General features: G+C 71.4%; 18 protein-coding genes and 3 tRNA genes. 8 read left to right on the top strand and 13 right to left on the bottom strand.

What is annotated here, in order from left to right:
- Nucleotides 1-93 precede the first annotated feature (93 nt).
- Nucleotides 94-594: a hypothetical protein gene (locus MBA17_RS33465; protein ID WP_238501148.1), complete on the bottom strand. Its 501-nt coding sequence runs from the start codon at nucleotides 592-594 to the stop codon at nucleotides 94-96.
- 386 nt (nucleotides 595-980) lie between these two features.
- Here MBA17_RS33465 and MBA17_RS33460 point away from each other — a divergent pair, with 386 nt between their 5' ends.
- Entirely contained in the window at nucleotides 981-1,748 is a 768-nt protein-coding gene (locus tag MBA17_RS33460) for a L,D-transpeptidase family protein (protein WP_238501147.1), read from the top strand.
- Here MBA17_RS33460 and MBA17_RS33455 read toward each other — a convergent pair.
- The 7 genes from MBA17_RS33455 to MBA17_RS33425 all read right to left on the bottom strand — a co-directional run bounded on the left by MBA17_RS33455 (nucleotide 1,708) and on the right by MBA17_RS33425 (nucleotide 8,335).
- Nucleotides 1,708-2,940: a D-arabinono-1,4-lactone oxidase gene (locus tag MBA17_RS33455; RefSeq protein WP_238501145.1), complete on the bottom strand. Its 1,233-nt coding sequence runs from the start codon at nucleotides 2,938-2,940 to the stop codon at nucleotides 1,708-1,710. The two genes, MBA17_RS33460 and MBA17_RS33455, sit on opposite strands and share 41 nt — an antisense overlap.
- Before the next feature lie 202 nt (nucleotides 2,941-3,142).
- Nucleotides 3,143-4,090, bottom strand: coding sequence for an L-histidine N(alpha)-methyltransferase (egtD, locus tag MBA17_RS33450; RefSeq protein ID WP_455432905.1), 948 nt, complete (start codon nucleotides 4,088-4,090; stop codon nucleotides 3,143-3,145).
- A 26-nt stretch (nucleotides 4,091-4,116) separates the two neighbouring features.
- Complete coding sequence (gene egtC, locus MBA17_RS33445) at nucleotides 4,117-4,827, bottom strand: ergothioneine biosynthesis protein EgtC (RefSeq protein WP_238501143.1); 711 nt, start codon at nucleotides 4,825-4,827, stop codon at nucleotides 4,117-4,119.
- Nucleotides 4,828-6,129, bottom strand: a complete 1,302-nt coding sequence (gene egtB, locus MBA17_RS33440) for an ergothioneine biosynthesis protein EgtB (RefSeq protein WP_238501139.1) — start codon at nucleotides 6,127-6,129, stop codon at nucleotides 4,828-4,830. It lies immediately after the preceding gene.
- Nucleotides 6,126-7,343: an ergothioneine biosynthesis glutamate--cysteine ligase EgtA gene (gene egtA, locus MBA17_RS33435; RefSeq protein ID WP_238501131.1), complete on the bottom strand. Its 1,218-nt coding sequence runs from the start codon at nucleotides 7,341-7,343 to the stop codon at nucleotides 6,126-6,128. The genes egtB and egtA overlap by 4 nt, the downstream gene beginning before the upstream one ends.
- Before the next feature lie 67 nt (nucleotides 7,344-7,410).
- Nucleotides 7,411-7,659 carry an anti-sigma factor family protein gene (locus tag MBA17_RS33430; protein ID WP_238501127.1) on the bottom strand — a complete coding sequence of 83 codons (249 nt, stop codon included), beginning with the start codon at nucleotides 7,657-7,659 and terminating at the stop codon, nucleotides 7,411-7,413.
- Nucleotides 7,660-7,699: 40 nt separating this feature from the next.
- Nucleotides 7,700-8,335: an RNA polymerase sigma factor gene (locus MBA17_RS33425; RefSeq protein ID WP_238501125.1), complete on the bottom strand. Its 636-nt coding sequence runs from the start codon at nucleotides 8,333-8,335 to the stop codon at nucleotides 7,700-7,702.
- A 127-nt stretch (nucleotides 8,336-8,462) separates the two neighbouring features.
- Between MBA17_RS33425 and MBA17_RS33420 the strand changes: the two genes are divergently transcribed.
- Nucleotides 8,463-9,872 carry a pentapeptide repeat-containing protein gene (locus MBA17_RS33420; protein ID WP_238501123.1) on the top strand — a complete coding sequence of 470 codons (1,410 nt, stop codon included), beginning with the start codon at nucleotides 8,463-8,465 and terminating at the stop codon, nucleotides 9,870-9,872.
- Between the two features lie 55 nt (nucleotides 9,873-9,927).
- The gene (locus tag MBA17_RS33415) at nucleotides 9,928-10,854 is read left to right on the top strand and encodes a DUF5996 family protein (RefSeq protein ID WP_238501121.1); all 927 of its coding nucleotides are present in this window, start codon (nucleotides 9,928-9,930) and stop codon (nucleotides 10,852-10,854) included.
- 148 nt (nucleotides 10,855-11,002) lie between these two features.
- Here MBA17_RS33415 and MBA17_RS33410 read toward each other — a convergent pair whose 3' ends face one another.
- Complete coding sequence (locus MBA17_RS33410; protein WP_238501118.1) at nucleotides 11,003-12,640, bottom strand: alkaline phosphatase D family protein; 1,638 nt, start codon at nucleotides 12,638-12,640, stop codon at nucleotides 11,003-11,005.
- Nucleotides 12,641-12,923: 283 nt separating this feature from the next.
- Entirely contained in the window at nucleotides 12,924-13,403 is a 480-nt protein-coding gene (locus MBA17_RS33405; protein ID WP_238501116.1) for an STAS domain-containing protein, read from the bottom strand.
- Between the two features lie 391 nt (nucleotides 13,404-13,794).
- Between MBA17_RS33405 and MBA17_RS33400 the strand changes: the two genes are divergently transcribed.
- Nucleotides 13,795-14,646 (top strand): DUF72 domain-containing protein, encoded by an 852-nt coding sequence (locus MBA17_RS33400; protein WP_238501114.1) that lies wholly within the window; start codon nucleotides 13,795-13,797, stop codon nucleotides 14,644-14,646.
- A 247-nt stretch (nucleotides 14,647-14,893) separates the two neighbouring features.
- Here the strand turns inward: MBA17_RS33400 and MBA17_RS33395 are convergent.
- From MBA17_RS33395 to MBA17_RS33385, 3 genes are all read right to left on the bottom strand, one after another.
- A tRNA-Val gene (locus MBA17_RS33395) sits at nucleotides 14,894-14,968 on the bottom strand.
- A 10-nt stretch (nucleotides 14,969-14,978) separates the two neighbouring features.
- A tRNA-Cys gene (locus MBA17_RS33390) sits at nucleotides 14,979-15,049 on the bottom strand.
- A gap of 26 nt (nucleotides 15,050-15,075) precedes the next feature.
- A tRNA-Gly gene (locus MBA17_RS33385) sits at nucleotides 15,076-15,147 on the bottom strand.
- Between the two features lie 134 nt (nucleotides 15,148-15,281).
- On the opposite strand from MBA17_RS33385, the gene MBA17_RS33380 reads away from it, so the two are divergent.
- The 4 genes from MBA17_RS33380 to MBA17_RS33365 all read left to right on the top strand — a co-directional run bounded on the left by MBA17_RS33380 (nucleotide 15,282) and on the right by MBA17_RS33365 (nucleotide 19,488).
- Nucleotides 15,282-15,968: an ArsR/SmtB family transcription factor gene (locus tag MBA17_RS33380; RefSeq protein WP_238501112.1), complete on the top strand. Its 687-nt coding sequence runs from the start codon at nucleotides 15,282-15,284 to the stop codon at nucleotides 15,966-15,968.
- Between the two features lie 46 nt (nucleotides 15,969-16,014).
- The gene (gene hutH / locus MBA17_RS33375) at nucleotides 16,015-17,547 is read left to right on the top strand and encodes a histidine ammonia-lyase (RefSeq protein WP_238501110.1); all 1,533 of its coding nucleotides are present in this window, start codon (nucleotides 16,015-16,017) and stop codon (nucleotides 17,545-17,547) included.
- Between the two features lie 109 nt (nucleotides 17,548-17,656).
- On the top strand, nucleotides 17,657-18,658 hold the full coding sequence (locus tag MBA17_RS33370; RefSeq protein ID WP_238501108.1) for a chorismate-binding protein: 1,002 nt from the start codon (nucleotides 17,657-17,659) through the stop codon (nucleotides 18,656-18,658).
- Nucleotides 18,658-19,488, top strand: coding sequence for an aminotransferase class IV (locus MBA17_RS33365; RefSeq protein WP_238501104.1), 831 nt, complete (start codon nucleotides 18,658-18,660; stop codon nucleotides 19,486-19,488). Before MBA17_RS33370 ends, MBA17_RS33365 begins: the two co-directional genes overlap by 1 nt.
- Nucleotides 19,489-19,493 lie beyond the last annotated feature (5 nt).

Here is a 19,493-nt window from a genome sequence, read left to right as displayed (position 1 = left end):
CCACCGCGGCCTGGCGTTAAACACCGGGGCGGGGCCGCTCCCCCCGCCCCCGCCACGTTTCGTCATCTCACGAGACCCGCTGTCGCAAGCCGATCAGGAGGCCGGGGTGGCCGGTGTCTTGTAGACCGGCTTGGACTCCATGGACTGGGACTCCTCGGAGTCGGCTTCGGCGTCGAGCGGCGCTGTCGTGCCCTGGGCGCCGGTGCCGCTGAAGGGCCAGTCGTCGTCGTCCTCCCACCACTTCTTGTCATTGTGGTCGGAACCGTCCTTGTGGTCCTTCCACTCGTGGTCGGGCTTGTCCGGCCACTTGGTCGCGGGAGGTCCGGGAGGTCCGGGAGGTCCAGCCGGGCCAGTCCGGCCGGTCAGTCCCCGCGGGCCCTGCGGACCCCTCGGGCCGGCCGGGCACTTGCAGTGGTGCCGCTTGCGGAAGCAGTGCCTACGGTGTCCGCAGCCACGCCCGCACCTGCGGCAGCCGCCCCTCCATCCCTGGAGCAGCGGCTTCTCGGGGCCGTGTCCGATACGCTGTTCTGTCGTCACCGGCACGTTGACGCCCGTAGCGCCGGCGTTGGCAGGTGCCTGGAGGGACGCCGCCATGACGACTCCAGCCACCGCTGTGCTGACGGCCAGAGCCAGGATGCGCTTTCCATTGGTTTTAAAGGTCATCTGATCCCCGTGTCATTCGCGGTCCCGGGGGACCGGACTGTACTGGTACTTCGTGAATGGCGAAGCAGGCTTGAGATACCCCTGCTGATCAGCGGTTATTCGTGCGCTAACGCTAGCGAAGGGCAATGGATCTCACACTAAATGGAAAGCCTGTCGAGTCGGGGTTGTTCGCCATAGTGGAGGCTATTCAGCTACTTATTAGATGATTGCGCTGATTGGGCATTTGTCCGGATATAGGTGCTTGTTGCAGTGATTCTTTGCGATTCGTCGATAAGAATTCCGGTCCGCGATTCAAGCGAACGGGGAACGAATCGACTATGATCAACCAGCTCATCGCTCCGGCCCTTGTGCTCGCCCTGTCCGGCGCGATTCCCGTCGTCCTCGCCGTCCAGGCGGCCCCGGCGCACGCCGGCACCCACGTCCTGCGGCCCGGCGACCGCGGCCCCGAGGTCAAGCGCCTGCAGAGACAGCTCCGCTGGCTCGGCTACGAGCCGGGCAAACCCACCGGCCGGTTCGACCCGGAGACGCGGGTCGCCCTGTGGGCCTTCCAGAAGTCCCAGGGGCTTCGGGTGCGCGACGACGTCCGTCCCGTCGTCTGGGAGGCGCTCGACCGTCCCCGGCCGCTGCGCGCCCTCGTCCCGCGCGGCCGGGCCACCCGCGTCGAGATCGACCTGGACAAGCAGCTCCTCGCCCTCTACAAGGGCGACACCCAGCCCTTGCTGGTCACGCACGTGTCCACCGGGGCCGGCATCGCCTACTGCACCCAGGGCCGCTGCGGCACGGCCGTCACGCCGGCCGGTGACTTCCGGGTCACCAGCCGGGCGCCCGGGTGGACGACCGGCCCGCTCGGATCCATGTTCAACTCGATGTACTTCAACGGCGGCATCGCCATGCACGGCTCCACCAAGGTCCCGCTGACCCCGGCCTCGCACGGGTGCGTCCGGCTGCCCATGCACGTCGCCGAGCGGCTCTACCGGCTGGTCTCGGTCGGCGACCCGGTGCACGTCCGCGCGGCCGGCATGGTCGGCGGGAGGGCCGAGGACATCAGGAACCGAGGACGTGCCGATCGAGGAAGTCGTTCGTGAACTTGCCCGCCGGGTCGTAGCGGCGCACCAGGGCGCGGAAGTCGGGCAGCCGCTCGTACCCGGCGCGCAGCGCCTCCGGCGTGTCGCCGAACAGCTTCCCCCAGTGCGGCCTGGCCTCGTACGGCGCGAGCCGTTCCGCCATCAGCGCGAGCACCCGGGAGACCGCCGGAGTGTCCTTGACCCAGGTGAAGTGGACCGCCATCACGTCCTCGCGGTAGCAGGGGCTCAGCCACAGCTCGTCGGCGGCGACGGTGCGGATCTCCGAGACCTGCAGCACCGGCGCGATCCGCTCGCTGATCCCCATCAGCGCCCGCAGGGCCCCGGCCGCGTGCCTCCGGGGGAGGAGGTACTCCGACTGGAGCTCCTCTCCGCTGCTCGGCGTGAACTCGGGCCGGAAGTGCGGCAGCCGCTCGAACCACGGGCCGGGCACGCCGAACTGCTCGGTGCAGGGACCGGCGGGCATGCCGGGCACGGGATGCCTGGGCCGTTCGGCCGGGGTGGCCCAGGACCAGTCCGGCTCCTCCTCGCCCGGCGCGCGCTTCACCCACACCTGGTCGACCAGCGGCCCCCGCCAGCCGGTGAAGACGCTCACGCTGTAGGCGGCGGCCATGATCTCGTCGAACCGCTCGCACAGCGTCTCGAACGGCAGCCCTTCGTAGACGTTCTGCCGCATCTCGAAGGTGGGCACGACCTCCAGCGTCACGCCTGTCACGATCCCGAGCGCGCCCAGTCCCGCCACCGCCCCGCGCAGCTCCTCGCCCTGGTCGATCCGGACGAGGTCGCCCCCGGCGGTGACCAGTTCCAGGCCGGTGACCGCCGTGGCGAGGTTGCCGTTGGCGTCGCCGGAACCATGGGTGGCCGTGGCGATCGACCCGGCGACCGAGATGTGCGGCAGAGACGCCAGGTTCCGCAGCGCGTACCCCTGTTCGTGCAGCCGCCTGCCCAGCTCGCCGTACCGCACGCTCGCCGTGACTTTGACCCGTCCGGCGGCGGCGTCGAGCTCCACCTCCTGCGGCAGGCCGCCCAGCGAGACCAGCTCACCGGGCGAGTCGGCGATGGTGTTGAAGGAGTGCCCGCTGCCCAGCGCCCGCACCTTGGTCCCCCGTGCGACCAGGCCCTGCAACTCCCCGACAGAGGAGGGGCGCTGCACCGCCCGAGCTTGGAAGGTGATGTTCCCGGCCCAGTTCGTCATGCTCCGGCTCAACGGAAGCCCTTCCTCAATCGGACAATTCTCCCCAGAGCCTAGGGCTCGGCCGCCACGGCCATGGACACGCCCCGATCCTCGAACGCGCGCCGGTCCGAGTCAAAGCCCTGGCCTGAGTCAAAGCCCTGGTCTGAGGCCACCCCCCGGTCGGAGGCCGAGCCCCGGCCCCCGATCGCGTCCCGGTCCGCGATCACACCCTGGCCAGGACGAGGCTGAAGTCGCCCGCCGGGTCGGTGTACCAGCGGTCCACCGTGAACCCCGCCGCCACCAGTTCGGCGGTCAGCCCCTCGCGGGTGAACTTGGCGCTGATCTCGGTGCGCATCTCCTCGCCCGCGGCGAACGACACCGCGAGGCCCAGCGCGCGCACCCGCACGTCCATGGCCCGCGTCGCGCGCAGCCGCATCTCGATCCAGTCGTGGCGCTCGTCGTAGATCGCCACGTGGTCGAAGGCGTCGGGATCGAAGTCGGCGTCCAGTTCGCGGTCGATCACGCGCAGCACGTTCCGGTTGAAGGCGGCGGTCACCCCGGCCGCGTCGTCGTAGGCCGCGACCAATCGTCCGGTGTCCTTGACGAGGTCCGCGCCGAGCAGCAGCGTCTCGCCGGGACGCAGTGTCGAGCGCAGTTCCTTCAGGAACACCTCGCGGGCGGCGGGGGCGAGGTTGCCGATGGTGCCGCCGAGGAAGGCCACCATCCGCCTGCCGGTGCGCGGCAGCAGCGCGAGGTGCTGCTCGAAGTCGGCGCAGACCGGCTCGACGACCAGTCCGGGGTAGCGGGCCGTCAGCCGCTCGGCGGCCTCGCCGAGGGTGACCGCGTCGACGTCCACCGGCGTGTAGGTCCGCGGGGCCAGCGCGTCGAGCAGCAGGACCGTCTTCTCGCTGGTCCCCGAGCCGAGCTCGACCAGGTTGTCGGCGCCGCAACGCGCCGCGACGTCCGCCGCCCGCTCCCGCAGGATGGCCAGCTCCCTGCGCGTCGGGTAGTACTCGGGCAGCCGGGTGATCTGCGAGAACAGGTCGCTGCCGGCCGCGTCGTAGAACCACTTGGGCGGCAGCCACTTGGGCGTCGACGCGAGCCCGGTGCGGACGTCGTGTTCGAGCGCCTGGCGCAGATAGTCGTGGTCAAGATGGTTGGTCAGCTGCACGGCTGGTCCTCCTGGGTTCCGAAAGATCACAACGGCTGGACGTGGACACCGCCGGGCGTGCCGAGGAACAGGCTCCGATCAGGTACGGCCCGCCAGCCGGGCCGGTCGTCGAGCGGCTCGCTGGCGACCAGCACGCCGTCGTCGGCGTCGCTGGAGAAGAGGGTGTCCCCCCAGGTCGTCGCGGCGACCGAGACGCCGTCGCTGGCGAGCAGGTTCAGCCGGGCCTCCGGGTCCTTCGCCCCCGCGAGGGTGACGACCTCGGCCAGGGCGTCGCCGAGGGGCAGCCCGGCGCGGAGCCGCTGGAACACCCCGGCCGCGACCCACGCGGCGTCGCAGGTGCTCTCCGCCTCGTCCGCCAGCGGCCTGACCGCCTCCCGCGCGACGCGCCCGTTGTGGCTGAGCAGCCACCTTCCCTCGCTGAACGGCGCGGTGGCCGTCTCCTCGATCGGCATGCCGACCGTCGCGGTCCGCACGGCGGCCAGCAGGCAGTGCGAGCGCGCCGCCCGGGCCAGGGCGGGCAGGTTGGCGTCCGTCCAGATCGGCACCGCACGGCGATAGCGGACCGGCTCGGGCGCGGTGGCGTCGTCGTACCAGCCCATGCCGAAGCCGTCGGCGTTGACCCTGCCGTGCCGTTGCCTGCGCGGCTCGTACGACTGCCGGAGCAGGCCGTACTCGGGTTCGTGGATCAGCGTGGCCAGGCTGCGCGGCGCGCCGAGCCAGGCGGCGTGACGGCACATCTACGCCTGCTCAGGTGAGGCGGAGCGGGCGCAGCGGAAGCCGGAGAAGATCTGCCGCCGCATCGGGTAGTCCCAGTTGCGGAACGTCGTGCGGACCGCCGCCGGGTCGGCCGCCCAGGACCCGCCGCGCAGCACCCGGTAGTCGGCGCCGAAGAAGACCTCGCTGTACTCCCGGTAGGGGAAGCTGCGGAAGCCGGGGTAGGGCAGGAAGCACGAGGCCGTCCACTCCCACACGTCGCCGATCATCTGCTCCGCGCCGTAGGCGCTGGCCCCGGCGGGGTAGGCGCCGAGCGGCGCGGGCCGGGCGGCCCGGTGGCCGAGGTTGGCCACGTCCGGGCCGGGCGCGGCGTCCCCCCACGGGTAGGTGCGCGCCCGCCCGGCCTCGGGGTCCCAGCCGCAGGCCTTCTCCCACTCCGCCTCCGACGGCAGCCGCCGGCCGGCCCAGCGGGCGTAGGCGTCGGCCTCGAACCAGGACACGTGCTGCACCGGTTCGTCCATCGGAACCGGCTCCTGCCTGCCGAACCGGGTACGCCACCAGGTGTCGCCGTCCCTGGTCCAGAACTCGGGGGCGAACGCGCTGCTCTCCTGCCGCCACCGCCAGCCCTCCCGGGTCCACCAGCGCGGGTCGTCGTAGCCGCCGCTGTCGACGAAGTCCGCGTAGGCGCGGTTGCCGACGGGCAACCGGTCGATCCAGTAGGCGGGCAGCTCGACCCGGTGCGCGGTCCGCTCGTTGTCGTACGCCCACGGCAGGGTGTCGGTGCCCATCTGGAAGGAGCCCGCCGGGACGAGCACCTCCGCGGCGCCGCCGGCCCGGCCGGGCGGGAGGTCGCCGTCGCGGACCAGGCCCGGCTCCCTGGCCAGTTGCAGGGTGGCGAGCATGGTCTCGTCGTGCTGGTGCTCGTGCTGGATCACCAGGCCGAAGACGAACCCGGACCGGTGCAGCGGGTCCGGGGCGTCCAGGTCGATCCCGTCCAGCACGTCGAGCACCCGCCCGCGCACCCCCGAGATGTAGTTCCGCGCCTCCCCGGGCCCCAGGATCGGCAGCGTGGGCCGGTCCTTGCGGGGATACTTGAACGCGTCGTAGAGGTGGTCGATCTCGGGCCGCAGCGGCGTGATGCCGCCCGCCTCCCGCAACACCCACAGCTCCTCGTAGTTGCCGACGTGCGCCAGGTCCCAGACCAGCGGCGACATCAGCGCGGAGTGCTGGCGCACCAGCAGGTCGTCCTCCGCGTCGGTGTAGGCCAGCGACCGGTCGCGTGCCGCGAGGAGCTCCGCGGCGATCCGTTCCTTGAGGTCGCTCACAATCGTCCTTCCTTCGTCAGCCAGCCCGACGGGTCTCGTCGTGCCAGATCGAGTACGTCCATGGCGGGGGATCTGCCCGGGGTCACGTGCCGGTCGGCGAACGCGGCCACCTCGCCGATCAGGGCGGGGTCCGCGCCCAGCCGGGGGAGCGCGTCGAGGGCCGCCCCGAGGCAGGTGTCCGCGGCGCGCCGCAGCAGCGGGTCCGCCAGCCCGCAGCGGGCCGCCCGCGACCACAGCTCCCGGTACGGCTCGGCCGCGGCCGTGGCCGTGTCCGCCGCGCGGTCGTCGGTCACCAGCGCGTGGGTGACCGCCACGCACACCGGCCAGTTCGCCGCGCGCTGGGCGTCGAGGTAGCGGATCTCCAGCCAGCCGCGCGGCCGTACCGGTGGGAAGAGGGTGGTGGCGTGGTAGGCGAGGTCCGTGGTCGTCGGCCGGGGGCCGGGGGCGGCCAGCAGTTCGCGGAAGGTCGAGCCGTCGCCGGCGCGGCGGCGGCCCTCCTCGTCCTCGCCCAGCAGCATGACGCGGGCGTCGAGCAGGTAGTTCGCCCAGGCGGTCGCCGGATCGCCCGACGCGGGCACGGGCGCGGTCCTGGAGGGGTCGAGATGCTCCCAGACCGCCTGGCGGCCCGACATCCAGCCCCAGGCCGCGCCCTCGCTCAGCGGCGAGTTGGCGAAGACGGCCGTCAGCACGGGCCCGAGCAGGTGCGCGCGTTCCCACCGCACCTCCGGTTGCGCGCCCAGGTCCAGGTTGACCTGGATGGAGGCGGTCGAGCACATCATCAGCGGCCCGTACGGCACGCCGAGGAACGCCGCCATCGCGTCGTACCTGGGCTGCCGTAACTGCCGGACGGCGGGCCGTACCGGGTCCAGGCCGAGGCCGGCCAGGACCAGGCCCGCCTCGCGGAGGGCGGCCTGCACCGTCTCCACGTCGGCGGCGATGGCGGCGACGGCGGCCGGCAGGGGCGCGGCCGGGCCGGAGAGCTCGAACTGGCCGCCCGGCTCGAAGGTCACCCGGCTCCCGCCCGGCAGCGGTGGCAGCGCGTCGGCGACCCTGGCGATGGGGACGTGACGGGCGGCGGTCGTCCGGTCGTAGACCAGGAACTCCAGCTCGATCCCCACCTGGTCGCCCGCCGGGCCGCTGAAGCACTGCCGGGCGAATTCCTCCACGTGGGAGGTGTCCTGGATCAGCGTGCCCTCGGTCGCCAGACCCGCCATGGTCTTCCCCCCTCGTCGGTGCCCACAGGTCTACAGACCCGCGAGGCGGCCGATCGTTACAGGGGAATCAGGATCGGGTGCGACGGGAGGCGCGGAACGCGGCCAGCAGCCGGTGACGGGTAGGCGCGGAGAGGGTCTCCTGGGGCGGCAGTTCGCCGAGGGCGCCGACGGTGGCGCGGAACTGGCCGACGTAGCGGGCGCAGCCCTCGCAGGCCCTCAGGTGGTCCTCGAACCGGTCGCGGTCGGGCTCGGCGAGTTCGTGGTCCAGGTAGGCGGTGACGACGTCGACCAGCACCTCACAACTGAACCGCTTCACGATGCGGACCGCCTTATCGTGTCGAATGTGAACCGCTTCACTACGCCGATCGCCTCACCGTGTCGAAGTAATCCTCCAGCCGGCCCCGCACCGCGGTACGAGCGCGGTGCAGCAGGACCCGCTGATTGGACTGCGAGATGTCCAGGATCTCGCAGACCTCCTCGGAGGTACATCCCTCGACGTCGCGAAGGGTGATGACGGCTCGCTGGCGCACCGGCAGCTCGGCCAGCGCCGCCGCGATCTGGATCCGCGCCTCCGACGCGAGGATCTCGCCCTCCGGCGCGGGCCAGGCCGCCGGGAACTGCTTCCACTGCCCGGGGGAGGGGCTGTCGGCGTCGTGGAACCGCGAGCCGTCGAGGCCCTGCTCGCCGTCCCGCTCGAACGCGCTGCTCCACGGCACGGTACGGCTCTCGCGCAGCTGCCGCTTCTTGGCCGTGTTGATCAGGATGCGATAGACCCAGGTCTTGACCGAGGACCTGCCCTCGAAGCCGTCGATCGCGCCGATCACCGCCAGCCAGGTGTCCTGCACGACCTCCTCGGCGGAGTCGTTGGTCGACACATAGGAGCGCGCGAGCCGGAGCATCCCTCGTGACCACGTGTCGAGCAGGGTCACGAACATCGCTTCGTCCCCGGTGCGTAGTGCCGCGACGACGACGTCGTCCGGGGGCAACCCCACGTTCCTCTCCTCCCGATCGGGACGTATGCGTACATCATCCCATTTAGGGGTCGATCAGTCGCTAGGGAGGCTGTGCAGGTTTTCATTCTTCGCCACAGAAGGCTGCTATGTGGGTATCACTAGGGTTATGACACCACTGGACGTGGGATGGTTCACCTGCGCCGCCGCTCCGGAGTGCCTCGGCTCGGCCTGCGAGCCGTACGGGCGCTGCCTGGCCCACCTGGACGAGAGTGAGTTGCACGAGATCGTCCGCCGCCTCCTCCCGGGCTCCGAGATCGACCTGCGGGGCACCCGTGTCGACCAGGTCCTGCTGACGCGCCTGCTCTCCGCCGTCGGGCAGGTCGCCGGGCGGGCCAGGTTCGAACGAGCGGTCTTCACCGGCGACGTCAGGTTCTGCGGCGTCACCTTCACCGGGGACGTGTCCTTCGACCAGTGCCGGTTCACGGCGCTCGCGTCCTTCTCCGAGGCCAGGTTCGAGGGCAACGTCTCCTTCCGGCACGCGGTGTTCGCCGGACGGGCGTCGCTGCACGGCGTCGCCGTACGAGGGCACCTGGCCTTCGACGGGGCCGTCGTCGGGAGCGACGCCCTGTTCAGCTCGGCCCGCTTCGAGCGGACGGTGTCCTTCGAGTCCGCCGACCTCCGGGGGTTCGCCACCTTCGACGGCGCCAGGTTCGGCGGGACCGCCGCCTTCAGGGGGTGCCGGTTCGGCCGGACGGTGTCCTTCCGCGGCGCGGCGTTCGGCGGCCTCGCCGGGTTCGAGGCCGCGCGGTTCTCCACGGGGGTCCACCTGACCCCCGTCTCGGTCGGCCGCCGGCTGGCCCTGACCGGGGCCCAGGTCGGCGGCAGGCTCGGCCTGACCACCCGGGAATGCCACGTCGACCTGCGCGGGCTGCGCGCGCTGAGCACCGTCGAGGTCCGCATCGACGCCGCCGAGACCGACCTCGCGGGCGCGTGCCTGCACGGCCGCGCGACGGTGACCGGGCGGGAGGGCGCCCGGGTGACCTCGTTACGCGGGCTCGACGCGGAGTCGCTCGAACTGGCCCACGTCGACCTCAGCGCCTGCCACTTCGCCGGAATCCACCAGCCGGAACACCTCCGGCTGACCGGCTGCACGTTCGGCGGCACCCCGCGCGGCGTGCACCTCACCCTGAGCTGGCCGCCGCTGCGCTGGTGGACCCGCAGGAACACCCTGGCGGACGAGCGGGCCTTCCGTGGCTGGAGCCCGCCCGAGGCCGACCCGCCCGTCGCGCACCGGCTCGCCGCGCTCTACTCCGTGCTGCGGGCCGGGGTGGACGACCGGGCCACGGCCGCCGACTTCCGCTTCGGCGCGATGGAGATGCGGCGGATCAACAGCCGGTCCTTCCGCCGCTGGCTGCTGTCGCTCTACTGGATCCTCAGCGGGTACGGCCTGCGGACCGGGCGCATGCTCTGCTGGTTCGTGCTGATCGCGGCCATCGCCTGCGCGAGCCTGCTGCTCACCTCGGCCTCGCACGCCGGGCGACGCGCGCCGGTGACGACGATCCATCCCGCCGGTTGAACCCGCCCGCCGGTCGGGTGAGTGTCATGGGCGGAATGACGGGCATGGATGCGTTGTGAGGAATGAGGGGTGGCCGAGCCTGCGGGTGTCGGACTGGATCGAGACCCGCGACACGCTGCACATGTGGACCCAGGTGATCGGGAAGATCCGCCTGGCGATGGCGCCGATGGTCAACCACTGGTGGCAGGTGCCGCTCTACGTCACCCCGAGAGGGCTGACGACCTCGGCGATCCCGTACGGCAGGCGGCTGTTCGCCATCGAGTTCGACTTCCTCGACCACCGGCTGCGTGTCGAGGCCAGCGACGGGGGAGCAGGTGAGTTCGCCCTGGAACCGATGGCGGTGGCCGACTTCTACGCCAAGACGATGACGATGCTCGACGAGCTGGACCTGAAGGTGTCGATCATGCCCAGGCCGACGGAGGTCGAGACGGCGATCCCGTTCCCGGAGGACCGTCAGCACGCCGCCTACCAGCCCGAACATGCCCGGCTCTTCTGGGGTCAGCTCATCCAGGCGCACCGGGTGATGACCGAGTTCCGCTCCGGCTTCATCGGCAAGGTCAGCCCCGTCCACCTGTTCTGGGGCGCGCTCGACCTGGCCTGCACCCGCTTCTCCGGCCGGACCGCCCCCCGGCACCCCGGCGGCGCCCCCAACTGCGGCGACTGGGTGATGGTCGAGGGCTACTCCCACGAGCTGAGCAGCTGCGGCTTCTGGCCCGGCGGCGGCGAGGAGGGCGCCTTCTACTCCTACGCCTACCCCGAGCCCGTCGGGTACGCCGACCATCCGGTCAAGCCGGAGGCCGCCTTCTACAGTCGTGCGAACGGCCAGTTCCTGCTCCCCTACGAGGCCGTGCGCACCTCGCCCGCTCCGGAGCGGGCGCTGCTCGACTTCCTGCACAGCACGTACGACGCCGCGGCCGACCTCGCGAACTGGGACCGCCGGTCCCTCGAAGACGACCCCGCCCGCCGGGCCGCCCCCCGCTAGCGACCTTGCGCGCAGCCGTTGGGGTCAACCGGCTCGGGTGGCAGGCGCTTTCCGCGGCAGGCGCGGCTTCCCGGCGGTGTCGGCCTCCAGTACGCCGGGGACTGCCGTCGCCGGCGGGGCTCGTCCGGCTGTGCCGTACGGGGCCAGGTCAGGACAGCTGTTGTTCGGACAGGGCGTCGAGCTCCGGGGGGTCGCCCTTCGTCATGCGCGCGGTGTTGTAGCGGAGGGTGACCTGCCGGCCGGTGCAGTCGAGGGTGGCCAGGGCGTTGTGGAAGAAGGGACCGCCCTTGAGCTTCCAGGTGAACGGCGCTCTCGGCACCCCGGCCGCCCGGGCCAGCGTACGGCCGATCAGGCCGGCCACGCCGAACGCCGCCACGCCGTTGAGCAGCCGCACGGTCCGGGCCAGCGGGTTGCGGATCGGGGAACAGACCACCTGGTACACCTGGGAGGCGGCGTGTTTGAGGCGGACCTTGGCCAGATAGGAGAAGTGCACGTCACCGGACAGGAACAACACGGTGGCCGGTGGGTTCCCGTGGCGGCCGTGGGCGACGCCGGTGACCAGACGCGCCAAGGCGTCGAAGGAGGTGCGGAACGCCGCCCAGTGTTCGAGGTCGATGGCCTGGCGGACGCGTTCGGCCAGTTTGGCGGCGCGACCTCCCCACGCGCCCGCGCAGACCGCCTCGTTCCAGCTCTCCAGCTCGTGCAGCCCGGTGGGGAGCAGCACCGGCAACGAGCTGCCGATGATCAGATGGTCGGTGTCGCCGCCGGCGGTGGCCGTCTCCTCGAACCACCGCCACTCGCTGGCGTCGACCATGGCCCGCTGCCCCGGGGTGAGCACCCGCGCGCAACGCGAGTCGAGCATCACCAGCCGGACCCCGCCGTAGGCGCGGGCATAGCTCCACCGGTACCGCTCGGGATCCTCGTCGGCCTGCCACGCGAACTCGTCCAGATCGGCGGCGCCGTCACCGTCGCCGCCGGCGAGCTTGCTCCACATCGGGTCGGCCGCGAGATCCTCGGGGGAGAGGTTGCCCAGATGCTGGTAGATCCAGTAGGAGGCGAGTCCGGCGGTCACCCGGCGCCGCCACCAGGGCAGCGCCCGCATCTTCCGCTGCCAGGCGTCCGAGGTGTTCCAGTCGTCGCGCAGGTCGTGATCATCGAAGATCATCGCGGACGGGGTGCTGGCCAGCAGCCATCGTAACGCCGGCTCACTCCACGCCTGGCGGTACAACTCGGCGTACTCCGCGTAGTCGGAGATCTCCAGGCTCGGCGCCTCAAAGATGTCACGCCGCGCGGCGATGAACTCCCGCATCTCGGGCGGAGTCTTGTCCGCGTACACCTGGTCGCCGAGCATCAGCAGCACGGAGGGCCAATCCTCCTCGGGGATCCGCGCCATCCGGTGCGCGTAGGAGCGCAGGATGTCCACCCCGTGGGAGAGCATGTGCGGCGTGTCATGCGGCACGCTGGTACGGCAGGAGCCGAACAGCAGTCGCAGCCGCGCCGCCGGATCGATGGTCCGGATCCGGCTGGGCGGGAAGTCGCCGCCGGGCAGCGGCCACACCTGCCGGTCGTCCAGCTCGACGGTGTACTCATACCCGTGCCCGGGGGCCAGTCCCTCCACGACCAGCAGCGCGTAGTGGTGGCCGTGCACGGTGAAGGTCTTCGCGCGCACCGCACGCCCGTCCTCGCAGCGCAACTCCGCCGTGCATGGCGCATCGGTCTGCACCCACACCGTCGCGGACGTCTCATCGACGTACCGCAACAGCGGGCCGAGCACCAGTTCCGGCATTGCCGACCTCCGTGAGGGACAGGCCACCGCCGTCCTCGGCGAAGCGCCCGCCAGGTTACTCGCACTTCACCAGATTCGGGACATCCATCTCGGTTGCCGGGACTTCGTCAGCCCCTCGATCAGGCGCCCCGACCGACCCGGCCGTCGGTGCCGGGATCGGGTCGCACGGTGATCCGGCGGTCAGGCGACCGGGATCCCGCCGGCTCAGCCGTACAAGGGCGTCCGGGACCGCCAGGTCAAGGCGAGCAGGCCGGCGGTCGGGTTCCGGACCGGCGGTGCGAGGTCAGGGGTCCCCGCGGTCGGCCCACCTGGTGAAACAGGCGTCCAGTCCGGTGATCTTCAGAAGCCGGTTCGTGTTCGGCGACACCCCGGCCAGTAACAGCGGGATGGCCTGTCGCCGGGCCCGGTTGTGCACGGCGACCAGGGTGCCCAGCCCGGCCGCGTCGATGAACGACAACCCGCTCAACTCGACCACGACGCGTTCGACGCTCTCATCGCGCTCGGGCCCCCCGCCCAGGACCTCATCACGCGCGGGTCCTCGACCCGGAACCCCGGCCTCCCCGCCCGGGACAGCATCGTGAACCCCGGCCTCCCCGCCCGGGACGTCATCGTGAACCTCGGTCTCTCCGCCCAGGACGTCGAAGAGGCACTGCCGCAGGCTCGCCACGGTGGCGATGTCCAGCTCACCGACGATGGTGACGGTGACCGTCCCGCCTCCTCTCCGGGTCCTGAGATCCAGTTTTCCCCGATGTAGCGATTCCATGAACTTTTCTCCCTGCAGGGCCGTCAGAACAGATTGGCTGCCGACTGCGGGATCGCCCTAGCTCTGGCCCTCACCCCTGGAGCTTGAGTCCTGCCGCCGGACCTGACGTCACGCAGGTTCCGGACGACACGAAGATCACGATACGCAGTATGTACGAAATGCCTTTATCATCACATTTAGTGTTCGCTTGCACTCGATCTGTAGTGTAACGGGATTACCGGCTGACCTCAGCAGAACGTCCCGTCACGGATACTTGTTGTGACGGTCGCCCGTATGCGGAGGGTGTCCCGGGCGAGTCCGGCGGCTTCGTGTCGTCCGGGGGGCCAGGGGCGAGCCTTCGTCCGTGTAACGGCTTGCGGATCGGGTGCCGGCCTTCGATAGCGTCAAGGTCATGCGGCTTCATGTGGGATGCGCGATGTGGACTCACGGGCCATGGAGAGGACGTCTGCTGCCCCATCCGCTCCCTCCGGGAGAGCGCCTCGGCGCCTACGCGACCTGGTGCAACGCGGTCGAGGGGAACACGACGTTCTATGCGACGCCGGCGCGGAGCACAGTGGAGTCGTGGGCGCGGCAGACCGGCCCCGACTTCCGTTTCGTGGTCAAGCTGCCCAAGTCGATCACGCATGAGCGACGACTCTCCGGCATCGACGAGGAGCTCCGATCGTTCCTCGACGCGATCGAGCCACTCGGGCCGCGAGCCCACGCCCTCTGGGTGCAACTGCCCGCGTCGTTCGCGCCGGCCGACCTCGGCACGCTGGCGGGCTTTCTTCGCCGCCTCCCCCGCTCGTACGGCTGCGCCGTCGAAGTCCGCCACCCCGCGTTCTTCGAGAACGAGCGGTCCGAACGGCTCCTTGAGAGGGTCCTCGCCGGCGTCGACGCCGAATGGATCCCCTTCGACACCACCGCCTTCTTCCAGAGCCCTCCGACCAGCGACGCCGAACGTGACGCGTGGATGAAGAAACCACGCGTGCCCCGCCGCTCGCTCGCCCTCACCGACCGCCCGATCGTCCGCTACCTCGGCCGGGACGACACGGCGCGCACGATCGAGGGCTGGCGGCACTGGGTCGGCACGGTCACCGAATGGCTGCGCGAAGGCCGCTCGCCCACCGTGTTCATCCACACCCCCGACAACGCCGACGCGCTGACGCTCGCCCGTCGTTTCCATGACGACGTGCGGGCCGTTCTGCCCGAGATCGAGCCGCTGCCCGAGCCGCTGCCGACCGAGCCGCTGACCCTCTTCTGACAGTGCTGACGTGGATGGGCGCCTCCCGGGCGGCGTCTGACCCAGGCTCTGGGCTCTCAACGGGATCTGGCGACCATGGCCCGGTGTGACGCCGGCCAGGATCGGTACGGCGCTCGCCACTTCCGGTCACGGGTCGGCACCGAGATGGGAACAAGCCGGATCAACGGACACGAGAAAGCCGCCAAGGCCCCGGAACTGGGACTTTGACGGCTGTTTGACCAGGTAAGCCCGTATTGGCTACAGGCAATGGTGGGCGATACTGGGATTGAACCAGTGGCCTCTACCGTGTCAAGGTAGCGCTCTCCCACTGAGCTAATCGCCCTCGTACAACGAGGTGGAGACGGGATTTGAACCCGTGTGCGCGGCTTTGCAGGCCGCTGCCTCGCCTCTCGGCCACTCCACCAGGCGAGGCCGGCAACGACCTCTCCGAGCGGACGACGGGATTTGAACCCGCGACCCTCACCTTGGCAAGGTGATGCTCTACCACTGAGCCACGTCCGCATGATCTCGCCGGATTCCCCGGCGTCACAGGGAGGACTCTAGCGAATCCCCGCCGAGTCCCCAAACTGAGGCCGCTCGCCGTACCCGTCCATGCTTCGTCGTGAGGCGAACCATGGCGGGGGTAGCGTCGGAAGATGGTCGTCGAACACGTCGCGAGTGACGCAGACATCACCCAGGCCGCCGCGCTGATGGCCGATCCGACGCGGGCGGCGATGCTCACCTCGCTGCTCGACGGGCGGGCGCTGGCCGCCGGGGAACTGGCCAGGCTGGCCGGGGTGAGCGCGGCCACCGCGAGCGCGCACCTGGCGCGGCTGCTCGACGGCTGCCTGGTGACGGTGGTGCGGCAGGGCAGGCACCGCTACTACCGGCTGACCGGTCACGAGGTGGCGCACGCGCTGGAGTCGCTGGCGAGGATCAGCCCGCGGCCGGCCGTACGGTCGCTGAAGGGGGCCAGGCAGGCGCGCCTGTTGCGGGAGGCGCGCACCTGTTACGACCACCTGGCCGGACAGGCCGGGGTGGAACTGCTCGACCGGCTTGTGGGCGGGAAGTGCCTGGTGGAGGCGGCCGACGGGTATGAGGTGGGGGAGAAGGGGGAACGGATCCTCGCCGAGCTGGGGGTGGATCTGGCCGCGGTCCGAGGGGCACGGCGCAGGTTCGCGATCCCGTGCCTCGACTGGACCGAGCGCCGTCCGCACCTCGGCGGGGCGCTGGGCGCGGCGCTCACCGAGCGGCTGATGGAGCGGGGCTGGTTCGAGCGCGGCACGACCCGGCGGGCGCTGACGCTGACAGAGCACGGGCGGAGCGGCATGACGGCCTTGTAAGGGGCTACTATCCGATACGCCAGTTACCTAGTGAAAGAGTGAGCTGATGGTCGACCTCGGCCCGGAGCCGCTGAGCTTCGACGACGTCATCGCGGTCGCCAGACGGGGCGCCGACGTGCGCCTCACCGATGACGCGGTCGCCGCGATGGCGGCCGCCCGATCGCGCGTGGAGGAACTGGCGGACAGCCCGACCCCCGCGTACGGCGTGTCCACCGGCTTCGGCGCGCTCGCCACCCGGCACATCGACCCCTCGCTCCGTGCGCAGTTGCAGCGCTCCCTGATCCGCTCGCACGCGGCGGGTTCGGGTCCCGAGGTGGAGACCGAGGTGGTGCGCGCGATGATGCTGCTGCGGCTGCACACCCTGGCCACCGGGCACACCGGAATCCGCCCCGCCACGGCCAAGACGCTCCTGGGGCTGCTCAACGCCGGGATCACGCCGATCGTGCACGAGTACGGCAGCCTGGGCTGCTCCGGCGACCTCGCGCCGCTGGCCCACGTCGCGCTGGCGCTGATGGGCGAGGGGCCGGTCCGCGACGCCTCGGGGCAGCTCACCGTGGCGTCGGAGGCCATGAAGCAGGCCGGGATCGAACCCGTCGAGCTGGCCGCGAAGGAAGGGCTGGCGCTGGTCAACGGCACCGACGGCATGCTCGGCATGCTGGTGCTCGCCCTCGACGACCTCACCCGGCTGCTCAGGACGGCCGACATCGCCGCCGCGATGAGCGTGGAGGGACTACTCGGCACCGACCGGGTCTTCGCCGCCGACCTGCAGGCGCTCCGCCCGCACCCCGGCCAGGCCGCCAGCGCCGCCAACCTGCGCGTGCTGCTGCGCGACTCCGAGATCATGGCCGGGCACCGGGACGGCTCCTGCACCCGGGTGCAGGACGCCTACTCCCTGCGCTGCGCGCCCCAGGTCGCCGGGGCCGCACGCGACACGGTCGCGCACGCCGCGAGCGTGGCGGCGCGCGAGCTGGCCTCCGCGATCGACAATCCGGCGGTGCTGGCCGACGGCCGGGTGGAGTCCAACGGCAACTTCCACGGCGCGCCCGTCGCCTACGTGCTCGACTTCCTGGCCATCGTGATCGCCGACGTCGCCTCGATGTCCGAGCGGCGCACCGACCGGTTCCTCGACGTGGCACGCAACCACGGGCTGCCCGCCTTCCTCGCCGACGACCCCGGCGTCGACTCCGGGCACATGATCGCGCAGTACACCCAGGCCGCCGTCGTCTCCGAGCTCAAGCGCCTGGCCGTGCCCGCGAGCGTCGACTCCATCCCGAGCTCCGCCATGCAGGAGGACCACGTCTCCATGGGCTGGTCGGCGGCGCGCAAACTACGCCGGGCGGTCGACGGGCTCACCCGGGTGCTCGCGGTGGAGATCCTCACCGCCGCCCGCGCCCTCGACCTGCGCGCCCCGGCCGCCCCCGCGCCCGCCACCGCCGCCGTGGTGGCCGCCCTCCGCCAGGACGTCGCCGGCGCGGGACCGGACCGCTTCCTCGCCCCGGAGATCGAGGCGGCGGTCCGCTTCGTCGCCGACGGCGCCCTCATCACCGCCGCCGAGTCCGTGACCGGCCCACTCGCCTAGCGTTCCCCGACCGTCTACGCGGCCCGCCTCGTACGGCGGCGCTCCCCGCAGCCCGCGCGTCTCCCGCTGGAATGAGCGGCGCCGTGGCTCCTGCTGAAAGAATGAGCGAGTGCATGACGGTTTCGCCCATATGGGCGGTCAGCTGGCCACCGGCCTGCGTGACGTCACCACCGACCTGGCGGCCCTCGACGGCGCCGGTTGGTGGGCCGTCGTCGTCGACTACGAGGGCAAGGTCACCTGCGCGCGCTTCGACGACGTACGGCGCGCCCCCCTGCCACGCCCCTCCCGCCCCTGGCACGGTCCCGCCGCGGACGCCTGGACCACCTCCCTCGACCAGCCGGCCTACGAGGCGGGCGTCCAGCGGATCCGTGACCATATCGAGCGCGGCGACGTCTACCAGGCCAACCTGTGCAGGATCATGTCCGCGCCGCTGCCCGGTCCGCAGGATCCGCTCGCGCTCGCCGTACGGCTGGCGGAGGGGAACCCCGCGCCGCACGCCGCCACCGTGAGCCTGCCGGGGCTGACCGTCGTGTCGGCCTCACCCGAGCTCTACCTCGCCAGGAGCGGCGACGTGGTCGAGTCGCGGCCGATCAAGGGGACCGGCGTCACCGCGGACGACCTGCTGGAGAAGGACCACGCCGAGAACGTGATGATCGTCGACCTGGTCCGCAACGACCTGGGACGGGTGGCCGCGGTGGGCTCGGTCGACGTGCCCGAGCTGTGCGCGGTGGAGGAGCATCCCGGGCTGGTCCACCTGGTCTCCACGGTTCGGGCGCGGCTGGCCACCGGCGTCGGCTGGCCGGAGCTGTTCGCGGCGACCTTCCCGCCGGGCTCGGTGACCGGGGCGCCCAAGTCATCGGCCCTGCAGATCATCAATCGGCTCGAACCCGAGCCGCGCGGGCCGTACTGTGGTGCGGTGGGCTGGGTCGACGCCGACCGGCGTGAAGCGGCGCTGGCCGTGGGGATCCGCACCTTCTGGATCGAGTCCGGCCTGCTCAGGTTCGGCACCGGCGCCGGCATCACCTGGGGGTCCGACCCTCGGAGAGAATGGCAGGAGACCGAGTTGAAGGCGTCCAGGCTCATCGCCCTGGCATCGACAGGAGGAAACTGATGACGACACCCGTCTGGGTCAACGGGGAACTGCTGGATCCGGCGCAGGCGACGGTCTCGGTCTTCGACCACGGCCTGATGGTCGGCGACGGCGTGTTCGAGACGATCAAGAGCGTGCACGGGCGGACCTTCGCCCTCACCCGCCATCTGGACCGGCTCAAGCTCTCCGCACAGCGCATGGACCTGCCGGAGCCCGACGTCGAGGCGATCGCCGAGGGAGTACAGGCCTGCCTGGCTCAGGCGCCCGACTGGCCGCTCGGCCGGATCCGCGTCACCTACACCAGCGGCCCCGGCCCGCTCGGCTCCGACCGGGGCTCCGAGGGCACCACCGCCGTGGTGATCGTGGGCGAGCAGAAGCCGTTCCCCGTCACCGGCGACGTCACCGTGGTGCCGTGGCCGCGCAACGAGCGGGGCGCGCTGGCCGGCGTGAAGAGCACCTCCTACGGCGACAACGCCAAGGCCCTCGCCTACGCCAAGCAGCGCGGCGGCGGCGAGGCGATCTTCGGGAACCTGGCGGGCGACCTCTGCGAGGGCACCGGCAGCAACGTGTTCATCGTCACCGAGGGCCGGCTGGTCACCCCGACACTGGCCGCCGGCTGCCTGGCGGGGGTCACCCGGGCCCTGGTCCTGGAGTGGTGCGGCGCCGCGGAACAGGATGTTCCGCTGAGCATGCTCTACGAGGCCGAAGAGGCGTTCCTCACCTCGACCACCCGCGACATCCAGCCGATCCGCCTCGTCGACGACACCGCGATGCCCGTCGCCCCCGGCCCGATCACCGCCAAGGCGATCCAGGTGTTCGCCGAGCGCGGGGCCGCCGACATCGACCCGTGACGTGC

Source organism: Dolomitihabitans soli (assembly GCF_022213955.1).
Lineage (GTDB): Bacteria > Actinomycetota > Actinomycetes > Streptosporangiales > Streptosporangiaceae > Streptosporangium_A > Streptosporangium_A soli.
Note: the sequence above shows the minus strand (reverse complement) of the source record. Positions and strands in the feature narration are given on the sequence as shown.